19 protein-coding genes are annotated in these 16,666 nt (G+C 68.9%); 8 read left to right on the top strand and 11 right to left on the bottom strand.

Going from position 1 to position 16,666, the window contains the following annotated elements; genetic code table 11:
- Positions 1-18: 18 nt before the first annotated feature.
- From purD to C0481_RS12065, 3 genes are read right to left on the bottom strand one after another with little or no spacing between them, the layout of a single operon-like run.
- Positions 19-1,293, bottom strand: coding sequence for a phosphoribosylamine--glycine ligase (gene purD / locus C0481_RS12075; protein WP_293404007.1), 1,275 nt, complete (start codon positions 1,291-1,293; stop codon positions 19-21).
- A 33-nt stretch (positions 1,294-1,326) separates the two neighbouring features.
- The gene (locus C0481_RS12070) at positions 1,327-1,803 is read right to left on the bottom strand and encodes a VOC family protein (protein ID WP_293404005.1); all 477 of its coding nucleotides are present in this window, start codon (positions 1,801-1,803) and stop codon (positions 1,327-1,329) included.
- 44 nt (positions 1,804-1,847) lie between these two features.
- Positions 1,848-2,861 (bottom strand): 2'-deoxycytidine 5'-triphosphate deaminase, encoded by a 1,014-nt coding sequence (locus C0481_RS12065; RefSeq protein WP_293404003.1) that lies wholly within the window; start codon positions 2,859-2,861, stop codon positions 1,848-1,850.
- 137 nt (positions 2,862-2,998) lie between these two features.
- Here C0481_RS12065 and metZ point away from each other — a divergent pair, with 137 nt between their 5' ends.
- Positions 2,999-4,183, top strand: coding sequence for an O-succinylhomoserine sulfhydrylase (metZ, locus tag C0481_RS12060; protein ID WP_293404001.1), 1,185 nt, complete (start codon positions 2,999-3,001; stop codon positions 4,181-4,183).
- Positions 4,184-4,226: 43 nt separating this feature from the next.
- Positions 4,227-4,730, top strand: a complete 504-nt coding sequence (locus tag C0481_RS12055) for an isoprenylcysteine carboxylmethyltransferase family protein (protein WP_293403999.1) — start codon at positions 4,227-4,229, stop codon at positions 4,728-4,730.
- Here the strand turns inward: C0481_RS12055 and C0481_RS12050 are convergent.
- The 4 genes from C0481_RS12050 to C0481_RS12035 all read right to left on the bottom strand — a co-directional run bounded on the left by C0481_RS12050 (position 4,727) and on the right by C0481_RS12035 (position 9,055).
- Complete coding sequence (locus C0481_RS12050) at positions 4,727-5,812, bottom strand: hypothetical protein (RefSeq protein WP_293403997.1); 1,086 nt, start codon at positions 5,810-5,812, stop codon at positions 4,727-4,729. The genes C0481_RS12055 and C0481_RS12050 overlap by 4 nt on opposite strands.
- Before the next feature lie 32 nt (positions 5,813-5,844).
- Complete coding sequence (locus C0481_RS12045) at positions 5,845-6,762, bottom strand: Hsp33 family molecular chaperone (protein ID WP_293403995.1); 918 nt, start codon at positions 6,760-6,762, stop codon at positions 5,845-5,847.
- Between the two features lie 67 nt (positions 6,763-6,829).
- Complete coding sequence (gene argF / locus C0481_RS12040) at positions 6,830-7,765, bottom strand: ornithine carbamoyltransferase (RefSeq protein WP_293403993.1); 936 nt, start codon at positions 7,763-7,765, stop codon at positions 6,830-6,832.
- A 111-nt stretch (positions 7,766-7,876) separates the two neighbouring features.
- A complete protein-coding gene (locus C0481_RS12035; RefSeq protein ID WP_293404197.1) occupies positions 7,877-9,055 on the bottom strand; it encodes an aspartate aminotransferase family protein in 1,179 nt (392 codons plus the stop codon).
- Positions 9,056-9,280: 225 nt separating this feature from the next.
- On the opposite strand from C0481_RS12035, the gene C0481_RS12030 reads away from it, so the two are divergent.
- Positions 9,281-9,691 carry a YbaY family lipoprotein gene (locus C0481_RS12030; protein WP_293403991.1) on the top strand — a complete coding sequence of 137 codons (411 nt, stop codon included), beginning with the start codon at positions 9,281-9,283 and terminating at the stop codon, positions 9,689-9,691.
- Here C0481_RS12030 and C0481_RS12025 read toward each other — a convergent pair.
- The 3 genes from C0481_RS12025 to C0481_RS12015 form a co-directional block, all read right to left on the bottom strand.
- Positions 9,688-10,206, bottom strand: a complete 519-nt coding sequence (locus tag C0481_RS12025) for a hypothetical protein (RefSeq protein ID WP_293403989.1) — start codon at positions 10,204-10,206, stop codon at positions 9,688-9,690. The two genes, C0481_RS12030 and C0481_RS12025, sit on opposite strands and share 4 nt — an antisense overlap.
- Entirely contained in the window at positions 10,203-10,847 is a 645-nt protein-coding gene (locus C0481_RS12020) for a TetR/AcrR family transcriptional regulator (RefSeq protein WP_293403987.1), read from the bottom strand. Before C0481_RS12020 ends, C0481_RS12025 begins: the two co-directional genes overlap by 4 nt.
- 95 nt (positions 10,848-10,942) lie before the next feature.
- Positions 10,943-11,764 (bottom strand): ABC transporter permease, encoded by an 822-nt coding sequence (locus tag C0481_RS12015; protein ID WP_293403985.1) that lies wholly within the window; start codon positions 11,762-11,764, stop codon positions 10,943-10,945.
- Between the two features lie 251 nt (positions 11,765-12,015).
- Between C0481_RS12015 and C0481_RS12010 the strand changes: the two genes are divergently transcribed.
- From C0481_RS12010 to C0481_RS11995, 4 genes are all read left to right on the top strand, one after another.
- The gene (locus C0481_RS12010; protein ID WP_293403983.1) at positions 12,016-12,531 is read left to right on the top strand and encodes a GcrA family cell cycle regulator; all 516 of its coding nucleotides are present in this window, start codon (positions 12,016-12,018) and stop codon (positions 12,529-12,531) included.
- 97 nt (positions 12,532-12,628) lie between these two features.
- A complete protein-coding gene (gene xseA, locus C0481_RS12005) occupies positions 12,629-14,083 on the top strand; it encodes an exodeoxyribonuclease VII large subunit (protein WP_293403981.1) in 1,455 nt (484 codons plus the stop codon).
- A gap of 44 nt (positions 14,084-14,127) precedes the next feature.
- Positions 14,128-14,346, top strand: a complete 219-nt coding sequence (locus tag C0481_RS12000; RefSeq protein ID WP_183771867.1) for a DUF2093 domain-containing protein — start codon at positions 14,128-14,130, stop codon at positions 14,344-14,346.
- A 94-nt stretch (positions 14,347-14,440) separates the two neighbouring features.
- A complete protein-coding gene (locus tag C0481_RS11995; protein WP_293403978.1) occupies positions 14,441-15,187 on the top strand; it encodes a M23 family metallopeptidase in 747 nt (248 codons plus the stop codon).
- On the opposite strand, the gene C0481_RS11990 is transcribed toward C0481_RS11995, so the two are convergent.
- Positions 15,184-16,098: a lysophospholipid acyltransferase family protein gene (locus C0481_RS11990; RefSeq protein ID WP_293403976.1), complete on the bottom strand. Its 915-nt coding sequence runs from the start codon at positions 16,096-16,098 to the stop codon at positions 15,184-15,186. The genes C0481_RS11995 and C0481_RS11990 overlap by 4 nt on opposite strands.
- A gap of 126 nt (positions 16,099-16,224) precedes the next feature.
- Between C0481_RS11990 and C0481_RS11985 the strand changes: the two genes are divergently transcribed.
- Entirely contained in the window at positions 16,225-16,626 is a 402-nt protein-coding gene (locus C0481_RS11985; protein WP_293403974.1) for a helix-turn-helix transcriptional regulator, read from the top strand.
- Positions 16,627-16,666 lie beyond the last annotated feature (40 nt).

The raw sequence follows: 16,666 nt of genomic DNA, 5'->3' as shown, positions 1-16,666 counted from the left end.
GTTCCGCCGCGGGAACCGTCAGCGGGCGGTCAGCGCCCGCCAACCGATGTCGGTGCGATGGAAGCCGCCGGGCCAGTCGATCCGGGCGATCGCGGCATAGGCCTTGTCACGGGCCTCCTGCAGGGTCGCGCCGCGGGCGCAGACGTTCAGCACCCGCCCACCCGAGGCTCGCAGGGTTCCGTCGGCGTCGCGCGAGGTGCCGGCGTGGAAGACCGTCACCTCCGGCCCGAAGTCCTGTTCGGCGCCTCTGATGATCGAGCCGGTGACCGGGCTGTCCGGATAGCCGTCAGCGGCCAGCACCACGCAGATCGCCGACTCGTCGCGCCAGACCGGCGGCGGCATCTGGCCCAGCGTGCCGTTGGCGCAGGCGACGAGATATGGAACCAGATCGCTTTCCAGGCGCAGCATCAGCACCTGGCATTCCGGGTCGCCGAAGCGGACGTTGAACTCGACGAGCTTGGGGCCGTCCTCGGTGGCCATCAGCTCGACGAACAGCACGCCCTTGTACGGCGCGCCTTCCGAGGCGATGCCGGCGAAGGCGGGCTCGGCCAGCCGGGTGCGGACCTGCTCAATCAGTTCGGGCGTGAAGACTGGGGCCGGCGAGTAAGTTCCCATGCCGCCGGTGTTGGGGCCGAGCTCGCCGTCATAGGCGCGCTTGTGGTCCTGGACGCCGCCGAAGACGATGGAATCCTTGCCGTCGCAGAGGGCGAACAGCGAGCCGATCTCACCGTCGAGGAACTCCTCGATCACGACGCGGGCGCCGGCCGCGCCGAAGCGGCCGCCGAGGGCGTCATCGATCGCCGCTTCGGCTTCGGCCCGGTCCTGGGCGATCACCACGCCCTTGCCGGCGGCCAGGCCGTCAGCCTTGATCACGTAGGGCGGCTGGAAGGCATCGAGCGCGGCCTTGCCGGCCTCTGCGGTGTCACAGACCTTGTAGCCGCCCGTCGGAAGGCCGTGGCGGTCGGTGAACGCCTTGGTGAAGGCCTTGGAAGACTCCAACTGGCCGGCCGCCGCGACCGGGCCGAAGCAGGGGATCTGCGCGGCGTTCAGGGCGTCGGCCAGCCCGGCCTCGACCGAGGTCTCGGGGCCGATGACCACCAGGTCGGCGGCGATCTCCTTGGCCAGCGCGACCAGGGCCGGCACGTCAGTGACCTTGAGCGGCGCCAGTTCGCCCAGCGAGGCCATGCCCGGATTGCCCGGGGCCATGACCAAGCGCTTCACCAGCGGCGAGGCCGCGATCTTCCAGGCCAGCGCATGTTCGCGCCCGCCCGAGCCGACGAGGAGGATGTTCATGCGCCGAGCGTTTGGCGCGCGCAGGCGCGGCGGTCAAGGATGGGCCGCGCCGGAGCCCGCCTCGACCCAGCGCCGAACCGTCGCGCGGGCGCGTTCCGACGCCTTGATCGCCGGTTGGCTGGGTGGCGCGGTGACCTCGAGCACCACCCCGTCGGGGTCCTCGAAGTAGATCGACTGCTGCGCGCCGTGATCCTCCTCCCAGTAGCGCACGTCGGCCTCTCGCAGCCGCAGCCGCCAACTGGCCAGCTCGGCCACGGTGTCCGCAGCCATGGCGTAGTGGCGGGCGTCTTTCGGAAGATCACGATAGAGCGGCGCCGGAGCGTCCTTCAGCTCGACCAGCACGATCTCGCCGCCGCCCGGCAGGGCGAAGATCATCATCAGCCAGGCGTAGTCGCCCCAGTCGTCGCCCTCATGGGCCTCGACGAGCTCCAGCCCGACGACGTCGCGATAGAAGGCGAGGCTGGCGCCGGCGTCGCGCACCGGAAACACCACATGGTCCAGCTTGAGCATGCCGACCGTCCTCCGAGGGGAGGCGGTCAGCATAGCACATGCGCCTAGCCCCAAACCCGGAAATGCTTGGAGAGCTTCAGCCCCTGGCGCTGATAGTGGGAGCCGCCTTCGCCGTAAAGACGGGCAGGTTTAGCGGTCAGCGGCTCATAAACCAACCGAGCGACGGTCTGGCCGTCCTCGAGCAGGAACGGGGTCTCGTGGCTGCGCACTTCCAGCACCCCGCGCGAACCGACGCCGCCCGCCTCGGCCGTCCCGAAGCCAGGATCGAAGAAGCCGGCGTAGTGGACGCGGAACTCGCCGACCGACGGATCGATCGGGGTCATCTCGGCCGCTTCCATGACCGGGATCTCCACGGCTTCCTTGGAGGCCAGGATGTAGAATTCGCCTGGATCGAGCAGCAGTTCGCCGCGGCGCGGGATCAGCGGCTCCCAGAAGTCCTTGGGATCGTGGCCATCGACATGATCCATGTCGACGACCCCGGCGTGGCGGCGGGCGCGAAAGCCGGCGACGCCGTCGGAAAGGTCGACCCCGACGCTGCGGACCTGGAGCTTCGGCGGCTCGCCACGCTTCAGGCGCAGCTGATTGAGTCGCGTCGAGGTGCGCACCAGGATCGAAAAGGTCTGCGGGGCGATCTCGATGAAGGTCGGCCCGGCATAGCCTTCGGCCACATCGTCGAAGGCCACGGAGTTGTTGGTCAGCAGCCGCACGAACACGTCGACCCGGCCGGTCGAGCTCTTCGGGTTGGCGCGGGCCGAGATGCCCTTCGGCAGCGCCAAGGCTTCCTGCAGTTCGGCGATGTAGACGCAGCCCTTCTCGAGCACTGCACCCTTGGTCAGGTCGAGCTCGTGCATCGCCACGTCCTCGATGCGCTGGGGCACCGTCCGCCCGAGCCCGGGCAGGAACGAGGCGCGCACGCGCCAGGCCCGCGCGCCCAGGCGCAGGTCGAGGCTGGCCGGCTGCACCTGGTCGGCGTCGAACGGGCGGGAAGACGTGATGGCGCCCGCGGCGATCAGGTCGTCAATGGACTGGGAAGGCAGGATACCGGGGGCGTGGCTCATCGCCGCGACACTCGCCGCCCGCTACGAGTCTGGCAAGGCTTCCTACCGGCCTGGCTGCAAGCTGCGGCAGATTTTCACTGGTGGCGAAGGCCTGGGCCGGGGTTTAGAACGCGCTGCCTAAGCTGAAAGGAACCACCATGGCCGAAGACACGCGCGACTGGGAGCTCGAGACCAAGCTGGTGCGCGGCGGCCTGGCCCGTACGCCCTACGGAGAGATCTCCGAGGCCCTGTTCCTGACCCAGAGCTTTTCCTACGAGAGCGCCGGCGCCGCCGACAAGCGCTTCTCCGGCGAGGAGCCTGGCTTCATCTATCAACGCTTCGGCAACCCGACGACGCAGATGTTCGAGGACCGTCTGGCGCTGCTGGAAGGCGCCGAGTCCTGCCGCGCCACCGCCTCGGGCATGGCCGCCGTACACGTCGCGCTGCAGGGCCTGGTTCGGGCCGGCGACCATATCGTGGCCGGCCGGGCGCTGTTCGGCTCCTGCCGCTGGATCCTGTCGGAGTGGATGCCGCGCTTCGGCGTCGAGGTGACCTATGTCGACGCCACCGACCTGGACGCCTGGAAAAACGCGGTGCGCCCCAACACCAAGGCCTTCCTGGTCGAAAGTCCGGCCAACCCGCTGCTGGAAGTGACCGCCATCGGCGCGGTCGCCGAGATCGCCCATGCGGCCGGCGCCAAGCTGGTGGTCGACAACGTCTTCGCCACGCCGGTCTTCCAGAAGCCGCTGGCCCTGGGCGCGGACATCGTCGTCTATTCGGCCACCAAGCACATCGATGGCCAGGGCCGGGTGCTGGGCGGCGCGATCCTCGGCGCCGAGCAGCTGATGACCGAGGCCTACAAGGATATCCTGCGCCACACCGGCCCGGCGCTGTCGCCGTTCAACGCCTGGGTGCTGCTGAAGGGTCTGGAGACTCTGGAGCTGCGCGTCACCCGCCAGGCGCAGAACGCCGCGAAGATCGCCGACGTGATCGCCGCGCACTCCAAGGCCAAGACCGTGCTCTATCCCACCCGCCCGGACCACCCGCAGGCGGCGATCATCGCCAACCAGATGACCGGCGGCGGCAATGTCGTGGCCTTCGACCTCGGCAGCCGCGAGGCGGCTTGGCGGTTCCTGGACACCCTGGAGATCGTCGACATCTCCAACAATCTCGGCGACGCCAAGTCGATGGCCACGCACCCCTGCACCACCACCCACCGCTCGATGCCGGAAGCCGAGCGGCTGGAGATCGGCCTGACGGAAGGCTGGGTGCGGATGAGCGTCGGCCTCGAAGGTCCCGGCGACCTGACCCGCGACGTCAGCCGGGCGCTGGACGCGGCCTAAGCCAAGGCGCTTGATCGTGGGCCTCTCCATCTGGAGGCCCACGATGACCCGCACGCGTTCGCTGATCGGCTCGGCCCTGTTCCTGGTGCTCGCGCCCGGAACGGTCGGGCTGCTGGTTCCCCATTTCATCAAGTTGGCGACCCCGCGCGTCGCCCTGCCCGGCTGGCCGTTGCTGGCCGTGCTGGGCGCGGCGCTCGCCCTGTTCGGGCTGGCGGCGCTGCTGGCGTCCTTCCTGCGCTTCGCCCTGCAGGGCCGCGGGACGCCCGCCCCCATCGCGCCGCCCGAGCGGCTGGTCGTGGGAGGCTTCTACCGGCATGTGCGCAACCCGATGTACGTGGCGGTCCTGGCCATGGTCGCCGGCCAGGGTCTGCTGACCGCGCGCCCCTGGACGCTGGCTTACGGCCTTGGCCTTTGGGCGCTCTTCCACGCCTTCGTCGTCAGCTACGAAGAGCCGACGCTGAGGCGCAGTTTTCCAGATCAGTACGCCGCCTACTTCGCGAACGTGCCGCGCTGGCGGCCACGGCTGCGGCCCTGGAAGGGCGTTTAGCCGGCTGGTCTCGGCTTCGCGTCCAGCCAGGCCAGGATCTCGGCGCTCATCTCAGTCGGATAGGTGTGAGCGAGATCATCGATCTCCCGATAGGCGACATCAGCGCCGGCGTCCTCCAGGGCCTCGACGGCCGCACGCGCCATCTCGACCGGGAACATCCAGTCGAGCGCGCCATGCACGACCTGGATCGGCAGGCCACGCAGTCGATCGCTGTCGGCCGCCTGGGCCAACATCGGATGGAAGGCGGCCGCCACGGGCGCCAGGTGCGTGAACGGCGAGTTCGGCTCCAGCCCGCTGACATAGCTGAAAGTGCCGCCGTCGCTCAGGCCGGTCAGCAGCATGCGGCTGCGGTCGAGGTTCCAGCGCGCGCCGATCTCGGCGACGATGTGCGCCAGGTTGGGGGTGTCGAAGTCCGGGCCGGTGAGCGCCCAGGTCTCGCCGGCGGCGGTGGGCGCGACCACGATCGCGCCGCGGCTGCGCGCCGCCCGCATCCAGCTCCACAGAAAGGCGCGGCCGTTCCCCGAGCCGCCGTGCAACGCCACCACCAGCGGCCAGGCGCGGTCGGCGGTGTAGTACTCCGGAACGTAAAGGGAGAACGCGCCTCGCGCGCCCGGCTCGCCACCGGCGTGCATGACGCCGGTATGAGGCGCGGGCGCATGGAAGCGCGCCTGCAACGCCGTGTCGCCGCGGACGCCGGGCTCGAGAAAGAAGCGGTTCACGGGCGGCAGCAGGCCTGCCAGCGGATAGAGGGCCTCCTGCGCCTTCGGGCCATGGCGCAGCCCTCGGAAGGCCTGGATCACGTCGCCCGCCGCCACGCCCGCGCGCAGCTCTTCAAATCCCGACATCACGGCAAGGCCAGCTTCTGTCAGCGGCTCGCGAAGCGCCGCGACCTGACCCCGCCAGGCGGACATCCGCTGCAGCGGCTCGCGCAGAGCCTCCTCCGGGGTCCCGACTGCGACCAGCAGCGCAGGCAGGTCCGGCGGATTCAGCCGCCGTCCAATGAAGGCGAGCGCCTCCAGCGCGCCCAGCAGCGCGCCGGTCAAGGCGGCCAGTTCGTCAAACTCGCGGTCGGCGTCGTCCATGTCGCCATAGTCGCGTCGGCGACCGCCCGAGGCTAGCCCTCGTCGGCGAGGCTCGTCGGATCGATGGCGTAGACCATGGAGCAGTACTCGCAGGTGACCCGGATCTGGCCGTCGTCCTCGACCATGTCGGCCCGCTCGTCCTCGCCGAACGACTTGAGCACAGTCTCGATGCGATCCTGCGAGCAACGGCAGAAGGCCTGCAGCGCCTTGGGCTCGAAAACCCGCACCCCGTCCTCGTGGAACAGGCGGAAGAGCAGGGTCTCGGCCGAGATCGTCGGATCGAGCAGTTCGTCCTCGCCGATGGTCTCGAAGAACGCCTGGGTGCGGACCCAGGCCTCGGTGGTCGAGCCGCGCGCGTCGTCCTCGGCGATGTTCTGGATCAGCATGCCGCCGGCGCGCCAGTGCAGGCCTTGGCCGACGTCGGCCTGGCCGACGGCCAGCCGCACGCGGGTCGGGGTCTGCTCCGACTGAGCGAAGTATTGCTCGGCGCAAAGGGCCAGCGTCTCGCCCTCGATGGCGGTGACGCCCTGGTAGCGGTCCATGTCCGGACCCTGGTCGACGGTCATGATGAAAACGCCGCCGCCGAGCAGGCTCTTGGCGCCCGGACGCGCGAAGCCGGTGCTGAGCTGGGCCACCGCCTCCTCATCGTAGCGGCAATAGCCGCGCAGGGAGCCGCTGGTGTCGTAGTCGACCACGACATAGCGCACGGGGCCGTCGCCCTGGGCCTGGACGATCAGGCGACCGTCGAACTTCAGGCTGGAGCCGACCAGCGCAGCGAGCGCGCAAGCTTCGCCCAGCAGGTTGGCGACCGGCTCGGGATAGGCGTGGCCGGACAGGATCTTGTGCACCGCCGGGCCCAGGCGAACCAGGCGGCCGCGCACGGCTTCGCCTTCGATCTGGAAGGGGGCGACGATGTCGTCGGGGATGGCGTTCATGACGGTGTCGGACATGGTGGCGGCATATAGGGAGGCGCGGCCGAAGTTGCGAGCTTCAGCGCCCGCCTCCCCTTGTCGCGGTTCAGATCGCGCCGAAGCACCAGGCGAGGATCGACTTCTGGGCGTGGATGCGGTTCTCCGCCTCATCCCAGATCAGCGACTGCGGGCCGTCGATGACGTCGTCGGTCACTTCCTCGCCGCGGTGCGCGGGCAGGCAGTGCAGGAAGACGCCGTCCTTGGCCGCCAGAGACATCAGGTCGCCGTCGACCTGATAGGGCTCCAGCGCTTCCATCCGTTCGTCGTGGTCGACGTCGCCCATCGAGACCCAGGTGTCGGTGATCACGCAGTCGGCGCCGCGCACGGCTTCACGCGGATCGTCGGTGGTGAACACCTGGCCTTGCAGATCGGCGGCGCGGGCCAGGTCCATCAAGTCGGGGTGGTAGAGCGCCGGACTGGCGATGTTCAGCTTGAAGCCCAGCTTGGGCGCGGCATGGATGAAGCTGGAGCAGACGTTGTTGCCGTCGCCGACCCAGGCCAGGGTCTTGCCGGTCACCGGACCGCGATGCTCCTCGAAGGTCATCAGGTCGGCGATGATCTGGCAGGGGTGGCCCTTGTCCGACAGGCCGTTGATGACCGGAACGGTGGACGCGTAGGCCAGCCGCTCGACGTCCTCATGGCTGTTGGCGCGCAGCATGATCGCATCGACCATGCGCGAGAGCACCTTGGCGGTGTCCTCGATGGTCTCGCCGCGGCCGAGCTGCATGTCGTTGGCGGTCGAGATGATCACGTCGCCGCCCAGCTGGCGCATCGCCGCGTCGAACGAGAAGCGGGTGCGGGTGGAGTTCTTCTGGAAGATCATCGCCAGCGTGCGCTCGCGGCACGGGGCGTCGCCGTCCACACGGCCCTGCGGCCAACCGCGGCGGGCGGCCTTGCGGGCCTTGGCGTCGTCGAGGATGACGCGCAGGTCGGAAGCTTCGATCTTCCAGAGGTCGACAAAGTGTCTGACGGGTTGGGTCATGGCGGGGTCCAACTAACCCCGCTCATCCCAGCCAAGGCTGGGATCCAGGTTCATCTGGCGCGAGCGGGGTGGTTCACCTGGGTCCCGGCCTTGGCCGGGATGAGCGGTTGATTATGCGGCGGTCTTGGCCTTGGCGCGGGCGGCTTCGCAGGCGCGGTCGAGCTTTTCCACCGCCTCGCGGGCTTCCTCGAGGGTGAGCGTCAGCGGCGGCAGCAGGCGCACGCAGTTGTCGCCGCCGCCGGCGATCAGCAGATGCTGGTCGCGTGCGAGCTGCATGAACTCGCGATTGTTGGTGGCGAGCTTCAGCCCGATCAGCAGGCCCTTGCCGCGGATGTCGAGCACGACGTCCGGGTAGCGGTCCTTGAGGCCGTTGAACTGTTGGGTGAAGTAGCCGGCGAGCTCGCGGACGTGATCCATCAGCTCGGGCTTGGAGAGCTCTTCCATCGAGGCCAGGGCCACGGCCATGGCCAGCGGGTTGCCGCCATAGGTCGAGCCGTGCGAGCCGACGGTCATGCCGGCGCCGGCCGCCGCCGAGGTCACGCAGGCGCCGACCGGGAAGCCGCCGCCCAGCGCCTTGGCCAGGGCCACGATGTCCGGCTTCACGTCGGCCGCCCATTCCCAGGCGAACAGCTTGCCGGTGCGGCCCAGACCGCACTGGATCTCGTCGAGGATCAGCAGCGTGCCGGTCTCGTCGCAGAGCTGGCGCATCTGCTGGAGCTGCTGCTCGGTCAGGGCGCGCGCCCCGCCCTCGCCCTGCACCGGCTCGACGATGATCGCCGCAGTGGTCGGGCCCACGGCGGCCTTCAGAGCCTCCATGTCGCCGAACGGCAGCTGGACGAAGCCGGGCATGCGCGGGCCGAAGCCCTCGAGATAGGCGGCGTTGCCCGAGGCGTTGACGGCCGCGAGCGTGCGGCCGTGGAACGAGCCCTCGAAGCCGATGATGTCGATGCGCTCGGGCTGGCCCTTGGCCCAGTGATACTTGCGCGCGGTCTTGATCGCGCACTCGATCGCCTCGGCGCCGGAATTGGTGAAGAACACCTCGTCCAGGCCGGTGGCGTCGGTCAGCACCTTGGCCAGCTTTTCCTGACCCGGGATCTTGAAGACGTTGGAGACGTGCCAGAGCTTCTCGGCCTGATCCTTGACCGCCTGAACCAGCTTGGGGTTCGAGTGGCCCAGCGCGTTCACCGCGATGCCGGCCATGCAGTCGAGGTAGGCTTCGCCTTCCGTGGTGAACAGGCGCGCGCCCTCGCCTCGTTCGAACGCCAGCGGAGCGCGGTTGTAGACGCCCATGATGTGGTCGCTGGGAACGGTCGCGGCTTGTTGCGCGGTCTTTTCAGTCACGGGGGATGCCCTCCGAAAACGTAAGCGTCCCCGCGGCGACGGCAGCGGGGACTGGAAGGCTTGGCGTTTTCCGCTGGGAACGGCGGTCTGTCAATGACCGCTTCTGTGAAGGTTCGTGGACCACTTGGCTGCAGGGGTCCATGTTTGGCCACGTTTTTCGCCGAGGAGGCCCGGATGAAAGCTCTCTACGCCCTCGCTCCGCTCGCCGCCCTGGCCATTGCCGGCTGCGCCAGCACCGCCCCCGCCCCAGCCGCCAAGGGCCAGGTCACCGGCTCCGTGCTCTACCGCGAACGGATCATGCTGCCGCCGACCGCGACGGTCACCGTGACCCTGGCCGACACCTCGCTGATGGACGCGCCGGCCAAGGTGATCGACACCCAGGTGCTGACCGGCGGATCGCCGCCCTACAAGTTCACGCTGAACTACGACCCGGCCAAGATCATCGCCAACCACACCTACACGGTGTCGGCGCGCATTGAAATCGACGGCAAGCTGCGCTTCATCACCGACACCCACACCCCGGTGATCACCCGCGGCGCCCCGCACCACGTCGAGATGATCGCCGTGGGCGTGCCGCAGAACTAATGCGACGGCGGCGGGCCGAGGAACATCTCGCTCGCCGCCTTCGGATTGTAGAAGGCGAGGTAGCGCGCCGTGCCTTCAGGCGGCAGCACCTCGACGAGCACCCGGTTGTCGACCCAGAGCTCGACCAGGTCGAAGACCCCGCCCCGATCGCAATGGACCGCCCGCCAACCCGCGGCCCGGCCGAGCGCCAGCACCTCGTCGGCCGACAGCGCCGTCGTCAGGGCGACGTGCAGGCCGCTGGCCGCATGGTCGTCGCCGTCCTGGCGGATCTGGGTCTCCCAGGGCATGGGCTCGGGACCGTTCGGCGGGCGGCTCGGATCGCGGTCGCCGTCACCCAGGTGATGGGCGGTGGCGGCTGGAACCACTTCGACGCCGACGCCGGAGCCGTCGCGGGCGATGGCCACCCATGAACCGGGCACCACCGGGAACGGCATCACTTCGCCGTCGATGATCTTTCCGAACAGTTCGGCCGTCGCACGGGTGTCGCGGGCCGGAATGGAGAAATGCGCAATCATGGCTTGCTCCGGGTTGTCCCGCCCTTGGCGGGCTTGAGAGGCGCCGCGCCACGGCGGCGAAGGTCTTCCAACAGGGTCTCGACGGCCCAAGTCGCGGCGTCGGCGGCCCGTTCACCGGTGAGGTCCCACTGCTCGCGCAACGAAACCCACCCATAGGCCGAATAAATCAGCTGCAGCACGGCCGCCGCCTTCTCCTGCTCGCTCGGGGGCAGGTCAGGCGCGGCCTCAGCCACCGCCGACGAAAAGGCGGCGCGGCGCGGTTCATTCAGGCTCTCGCGCATCTCCCGGCCCTGCTGGCTGGTGATCGAGGCGACGATGTGAGCCGGCGCGGCGTCGAAGGTCGCATAGAGCGCCGGCAGCTTGGCGATGATGTCGTCTGCGCCCTCGGGCATGCCGACGGTCACGCCGTTGCGGCGGTTGAGCCACTCCCACAGCCCGCGCAGCAGCACGTCGCGGCTCGGGAAATGTCGATAGACGGTGACCTCAGTGACGCCCGCGGCGGCGGCGACCGCACGATTGGTCACCTGCTCCACACGGCCTTCGGTCAGCAGCAGATCGGCCATGGCCGCCAGGATGCGCTCCCGCGTCGCCTCAGCCTGCTCCTGACGCAGCCTCGAATTATATGTACGGACGTCAGACATGATGTAAGTCGATATTACATCAATATGGACAACGCAACACGAAAAAGCCCTCCCGAGCGGGAGGGCTTTGATGGAGCGCAGCGCGGCGGGCCGCCTCAGGTCTTCAGCTTGTAGCCGGTCTCGAACATCCAGAGACACAGGCAGGCGAAGGCGATGACCAGGCCGGCGGTCACGCCGACCCCGGCGATCAGCGAGCCCTCCGCGTGGCCGATGAAGCCATAGCGGAAGCCGTCGATCAGATAGAAGAACGGGTTGTAGTGGCTGGCCGTGCGGAACGGCTCGGGCAGCCGGTCGACCAGATAGAAGGTCCCCGACAGGAACGTCATCGGCATGATGATGAAATTGGTCACCACCGCCATGTGGTCGAACTTCTCGGCCCACAGCCCGGCCATGATGCCCAGCATGCCGAGGATCAGGGCCGCGCCGATCCCGAAGTAGAGCACCGCCCAGAGGTGGGCGATCGGCAGGGCGGCGAACGGCAGGATCGCCGCGAAGGTAACCGCCCCGACCACCACGCCGCGGGTCGCCGCGCCCAGCGCGAAGGCCAGCACCTGCTCCAGCGGCGTCAGCGGCGGGGTCATGAAGTCGCCGACCAGGCCGTTGAACTTGGCCTGCAGCAGCGACGACGACGAGTTGGCGAAGGCGTTGTTGAGGATCTGCATCATGATCAGACCCGGCGCCACGAACACCGCGAACGGCGTGCCGTGGATCGGCGGAGCTGCGCCCTGCACCGCCACGACGAAGACCATCATGTAGAGCAACGCGGTGACCACCGGGGCGGCCAGGGTCTGCATCCCCACCTTCCAGAAGCGGCGGACCTCGCGGGTGTAGAGGGTTCCGAACCCCGCCCAGTTGAACCCGTGATAGTCGCGGGGCTGCGGGGGAATGACGGCTTCGGCTGCGGGCATGTCCTTCATGGCCCAGGATGTGCGCCCGCTTTCCCAAGATCGCAAGCGCCCGTCACGGCGCCGCTTCACGCGCGAACCCTGTGGACAGAATCAATATCTGGTTTCTGTGGACGAAGGTGAGGGCGCCTATTGTGGCTCTTAATGGATGGGTTACGATATCTAGTAGTTGATGGCGGTCAGGTTTTCCGACTGCCACAAGATGTTGATCCCAGCCACCCGCGGGGGCGGCGCTGGGGACGTGCAAGCGGGTGGAGCCAGACATGGGTTGGACTGACGAACGCGTCGAGAGTCTGAAGAAGCTCTGGCAGGACGGCCTCTCGGCCAGCCAGATCGCGAAACAATTGGGCGGGGTGACCCGCAACGCCGTCATCGGCAAGGTCCATCGCCTGGGCCTGTCGGGACGCGCAGCACCGTCGAAACCGGCGCGACCGGCCTTCAAGGCGCCGCGTCCGGCCCGTCCGGCCGCCGCCGCTCCGGCCGCGCCGCGCCGCATCGCCGAGCCGACCGCCGTCGCCGCGGCCGCGCCGACCCCCACGCCGTCGCCGGTGCGTTACATCGAGGAAGCTCCGGGCACCGCCACGGTGCTGACCCTGGGCGCGCACATGTGCAAGTGGCCGATCGGCGACCCGTCGAGCGACAGCTTCACCTTCTGCGGCCGCCGCCAGGACGAGGGCCCCTACTGCATGGAGCACGCCCGCGTCGCCTATCAGCCGGTGCAGACCAAGAAGCGCGGCGGAGCCAACGAACTGGCCCGCTCGCTGCGCCGCTACATCTAGTATCCGGGGGGATGGGTTCCGGGCGCGCTGAGCGGCGACTTCGCTGTCAGGCGCGCCCGAACTTCTTTTTGGCGGCGCCGGCCGCTATCTCTGCCCTATGACCGACGTCGCCACCGACACCGACAGCAACGCCAAGGCCTATTCGGTCTCCGAGCTCGCGTTCGCACTGAAGCGCACGCTTGAGGACGCCTACGGGTTCGTGCGGCTGCGCGGCGAGCTGTCGAAGGTCACCCACCACTCCAACGGCCACGTCTACCTGACCATCAAGGACGAGCGCGCCGCCATCGACGGCGTCGTCTGGAAGGGTTCGGTCAAGAACCTCTCCATCCGCCCGCAACAGGGCATGGAGGTCGTGGTCACCGGCAAGATCACCACCTATCCGGCCGGCTCGCGCTATCAGATGGTCATCGAGACCATGGAGGCCGCGGGCGTCGGCGCGCTGCTGGCCCAACTCGAACGCCTGAAGGCCAAGCTGCACGGCGAGGGCCTGTTCGAGCAGGCCCGCAAGCGGCCGCTGCCGACCATGCCGGCCGTGGTCGGCGTCATCACCAGCCCGACCGGCGCGGTGATCCGCGACATCCTGCACCGCATCCGCGACCGCTGGCCCTGCCGCGTGATCGTCTGGCCCGTCGTAGTCCAGGGCGACGCCGCCGCCGGCCAGGTCGCCAACGCCATCGCCCGCTTCAACGCCATGGCTCCAGACGGCCCCGTGCCGCGCCCAGACATCCTGATCGTCGCGCGCGGCGGCGGTTCGGTGGAAGACCTCTGGGCCTTCAACGACGAGGCCCTGGCCCGCGCCGTGGCGGCGGGGACCATTCCGCTGATCTCGGCGGTCGGGCACGAGACCGACACCACCCTGATCGACTTCGTTTCCGACCGCCGGGCCCCGACCCCGACTGCGGCCGCCGAAATGGCGACACCGGTCCTGGCCGAGCTGAAGGCCTATATCGGCGACCTTTCGGCCCGCCTGCACCGCTGCGGCGGGCGCACGGTCGAGGATCGCCGCGGCCGCGTCGAGCATGCCGGCCGCGCGCTGGCCCGGGTGCCCGACCTCGTCGAGATGGCCGCTCAGCGCTTCAACCTGGCCTCCAGCCGACTGGGCGCGGGACTCTCGCGCAACGTCGCGGCGCACCACACCGACCTGGTGCGGGTCTCCTCGCGCCTGTCGCCTGGCCTGCTGCAGCGTCCCCAGCAGGTGCATGCCGACCGGCTCGCCAGGCTGGTGCTGCGGCTGAAGCCGGCGATGGCGCGGGGCTTGGACCGCACCGCCGAGCGGCTCTCCAGCCTTTCGAAGCTCTACGCCTCGGTCGACCCTAGCGCCCCGCTGAAGCGCGGCTTCGCGCGCGTGCATCGGGCCGACGGCTCGCTGGTGCGGGAAGGAGCCTCGCTGGTCAGCGGCGAGGGCGTGAAACTCGTGTTCGCCGACCAGAGCCGCGAGGCGACGATCGACGGAACGCCCACCGCCGCGCCCCCCGCCCCGCCCCAACCGGCCAAGCCTGCGCGGGCGCCCAAACCCCCGCCGCCGTCTTCGAACCAAGGCGATCTGTTCTGACGGCGCCCTGTTCTGACCGGCTTTGGCGCGCTACATAGACTCCCATGAACGCCCACGACCGCGACCTCACCGGCTCCGACATCGCCTCGCTCCACTATGGCGACGGCGAGTTCGTCGTGCTCAAGCCGGGACGCTACGTGATCTGCGCCGTCTCCAAGGTGAAGATCCCGGTGGAGGCCCTGCGCTACTGGAACCCAGCCCTCCAGGAAGCCTACGCCACGCCGGTCGAAGCGCTGGCGCGGTGGAAAGAGCTGCATCCCTGACGTTCCCCTGAACCGCCGGACAGCGGTTCTCGGGCTGGCCTCCGCCGCACTCGCCGCTCCCGCCAGGGCAGCCGACCTGGCGCTGAGCGGACGTATGCAGCAGAGCGGCTTCGCCATCGGCCGCACCACGCCGCGCGCGAAGGTGATCCTCGACGGCCAGACGGTCACCCGCGCCTCCGACGACGGGTTTTTCTACCTCGGCTTCGACCGCGACGCCGGTCCCAGCGCCCAGGTGCGTGTCGACGCCCGCGGGGCCGATCTCGTACGCACCCTGCAGATCGACCGCGCCGAGTACGACATCCAGCGGATCAAAGGCCTGCGCCGGGTCTATCAGGGCCAAGCCAGCCCCGAACTCGAAGCGCGCATCGCCGAGGAGACGAAGCGAAAGGCCGCGGCCTTCGCCAGCGTCACCGATCGTGACGACTTCAAGGGCGGCTTCTCCGCGCCGCTGCGCGACTTCCGCGTCACAGCACGGTTCGGCGGCCAGCGGATCGTCGACGGCCGGCCGCGCCCGCCGCACTACGGCATCGATCTGGCCGCTCCAACGGGTACGCCCGTGTCGACCCCCGCTGGCGGTCTAGTGGTGTTGGCCGATCCCGGCATGCTGTTCGAGGGCGGCCTCGTCATGGTCGACCACGGCCAAGGATTGGTTTCAGCGTACCTGCATCTCAGCAGCGTCGACGTCTCCAGCGGCCAGAGCCTGGCCCGCGGCCAGCGCATCGGCGCGGTCGGCTCCACGGGCCGGGCGACCGGGCCGCACCTGTGCTGGCGTCTGAAGTGGCGCGGGCGGCACATGAACCCGATGCTGATGGTCGGCGTGCCGGGCCCGGCTGCGGCCTAGCGATTGCGCCGATAGGTTTCGTTCGGCCAGCGCTTGTGGGTCCAGAACCACTCAGCCGGCCGTTCGCGCACCCAGCCTTCGATCATGGCGTTGATCTTGCGCACGCCCGCCTCGATGTCGGCGCTGGTGTTGCCGGTGTGCTCCAGATGGATCGGGTCGTGCACGACCACCCGGAACCGGGCCTTGCGCCTCCGTTGCACCGACATCGGCTGCAGCACGGTGTTGAAGCGCAGCGCCAGCCGCGAAGGGCCGGGCGCAGTGTGGCAGGTCACCCCGAAGAACGGCGCGGCGATCCCGCCGTTGAACTTCTGGTCGTTCATCAGCGCCACCGACTCGCCGCGCCCCAGCGCCGCCAGCAGCTCGCGTGCGCCGTCGCCGCCCTTGGGCGCGAAGTAGCGGACCCCGTAGCGGAAGCGGTAGTCGCGCACGCGCTTTTCGACATGCGGGTTGTTCATCGCCCGATAGGTGATCTGGCACTTCACCGGCGAATTGACGATCGCCGCCGGCATCACCTCGAAATTGGCGAAGTGACCCGAAACGAACACCACCGGCTCCTGGTTGGCCGCGATCTCGTCGAAACGCTGGCCGCCCACGATCTCGACCCGGCCTGGCGCGCCGATGATCCGGTCCATGATCAGCAGCTCAAGGAAGGTGCGGCCGGTATTGTCCCACTGGGCCTTCAGCAGGTCGGCGATCTCTGCGTCCGAGGCCTGCGGAAAAGCGATGCGCAGATTGGTCTCGGCGACATTCTGAGCGCTGGTCAGCGGGCCAACGGTCTTGAAGAACCAGGCGCCGAAATCGGACACCAGGTCGACCGGCAACATTCGCGCAAACGCGATCACCACGTCGAAGGCCAAGGCCTCCAACCGCCACAAAAGATCCTGCGCCACCGGGGGCTTAGCCTGCGTCATGCCTCTCTAGTAGTCGCGTCATTCCCTGTCGCGCAACGCGAACAGCGCTCGCTTGGCGCGCGACTTGCGAAAATCCCCGCAGGCCGTCTCGCTTTGGGACGGGCGGCAAGCAGAGGGAGTGGGGCGATGGAGTCCATGGGCAGCAACATCGACGTTCATCTCGGCAAGAGGCTGCGCCGTCGGCGCCGCCTGCTCGGGCTGACCCAACAACAGCTGGCCGGCGCCTGCGGCGTGCGGTTCCAGCAGATTCAGAAATACGAGTGCGGCGCCAATCGCATTTCGGCGGCCCGCCTGTGGCAGCTGTCCGAGGCGCTCGAGGTGCCGGTCGGCTACTTCTACGATGGCCTGTCCGATTCCGCGCAGCGCGAGCATGCGCTGGGCGAGGGCCCGGGCGAGGCCGGCGGCGAAATGCTGGCCAGCAAGGAAACCCTGGATCTTATCCGCGCCTACTATCAGCTTGGCGAACGTCCGCGCCGCCGGCTGCTCGACCTCGCCAAGTCGCTGAACGGCGAACACGAAGCGGCCTGACGCCCGACTGCTTGCGCCCGACCGAGCGATCCCCAACGGG

This window comes from Phenylobacterium sp. (assembly GCF_013822795.1).
Taxonomy (GTDB): domain Bacteria; phylum Pseudomonadota; class Alphaproteobacteria; order Caulobacterales; family Caulobacteraceae; genus Phenylobacterium.
The sequence above is the reverse complement of the archived record's forward strand: the minus strand, read 5'-3'. Positions and strand labels throughout refer to the sequence as shown.

Bases quoted from the DNA above. Each gene is read 5' to 3' on its own strand.
- C0481_RS12070 (WP_293404005.1), bottom strand. From the start codon at position 1,803: ATGCTCAAGCTGGACCATGTGGTGTTTCCGGTGCGCGACGCCGGCGCC.
- C0481_RS12010 (WP_293403983.1), top strand. From the start codon at position 12,016: ATGGGTTGGACTGACGAACGCGTCGAGAGTCTGAAGAAGCTCTGGCAG.
- C0481_RS11985 (WP_293403974.1), top strand. From the start codon at position 16,225: ATGGAGTCCATGGGCAGCAACATCGACGTTCATCTCGGCAAGAGGCTG.
- C0481_RS12015 (WP_293403985.1), bottom strand. From the start codon at position 11,764: ATGAAGGACATGCCCGCAGCCGAAGCCGTCATTCCCCCGCAGCCCCGC.
- C0481_RS12000 (WP_183771867.1), top strand. From the start codon at position 14,128: ATGAACGCCCACGACCGCGACCTCACCGGCTCCGACATCGCCTCGCTC.
- C0481_RS12045 (WP_293403995.1), bottom strand. From the start codon at position 6,762: ATGTCCGACACCGTCATGAACGCCATCCCCGACGACATCGTCGCCCCC.
- xseA (WP_293403981.1), top strand. From the start codon at position 12,629: ATGACCGACGTCGCCACCGACACCGACAGCAACGCCAAGGCCTATTCG.
- C0481_RS11990 (WP_293403976.1), bottom strand. From the start codon at position 16,098: ATGACGCAGGCTAAGCCCCCGGTGGCGCAGGATCTTTTGTGGCGGTTG.
- C0481_RS12020 (WP_293403987.1), bottom strand. From the start codon at position 10,847: ATGTCTGACGTCCGTACATATAATTCGAGGCTGCGTCAGGAGCAGGCT.
- C0481_RS12050 (WP_293403997.1), bottom strand. From the start codon at position 5,812: ATGGACGACGCCGACCGCGAGTTTGACGAACTGGCCGCCTTGACCGGC.
- C0481_RS12030 (WP_293403991.1), top strand. From the start codon at position 9,281: ATGAAAGCTCTCTACGCCCTCGCTCCGCTCGCCGCCCTGGCCATTGCC.
- metZ (WP_293404001.1), top strand. From the start codon at position 2,999: ATGGCCGAAGACACGCGCGACTGGGAGCTCGAGACCAAGCTGGTGCGC.
- C0481_RS11995 (WP_293403978.1), top strand. From the start codon at position 14,441: ATGCAGCAGAGCGGCTTCGCCATCGGCCGCACCACGCCGCGCGCGAAG.
- purD (WP_293404007.1), bottom strand. From the start codon at position 1,293: ATGAACATCCTCCTCGTCGGCTCGGGCGGGCGCGAACATGCGCTGGCC.
- C0481_RS12055 (WP_293403999.1), top strand. From the start codon at position 4,227: ATGACCCGCACGCGTTCGCTGATCGGCTCGGCCCTGTTCCTGGTGCTC.
- C0481_RS12025 (WP_293403989.1), bottom strand. From the start codon at position 10,206: ATGATTGCGCATTTCTCCATTCCGGCCCGCGACACCCGTGCGACGGCC.
- C0481_RS12035 (WP_293404197.1), bottom strand. From the start codon at position 9,055: ATGGGCGTCTACAACCGCGCTCCGCTGGCGTTCGAACGAGGCGAGGGC.
- argF (WP_293403993.1), bottom strand. From the start codon at position 7,765: ATGACCCAACCCGTCAGACACTTTGTCGACCTCTGGAAGATCGAAGCT.
- C0481_RS12065 (WP_293404003.1), bottom strand. From the start codon at position 2,861: ATGAGCCACGCCCCCGGTATCCTGCCTTCCCAGTCCATTGACGACCTG.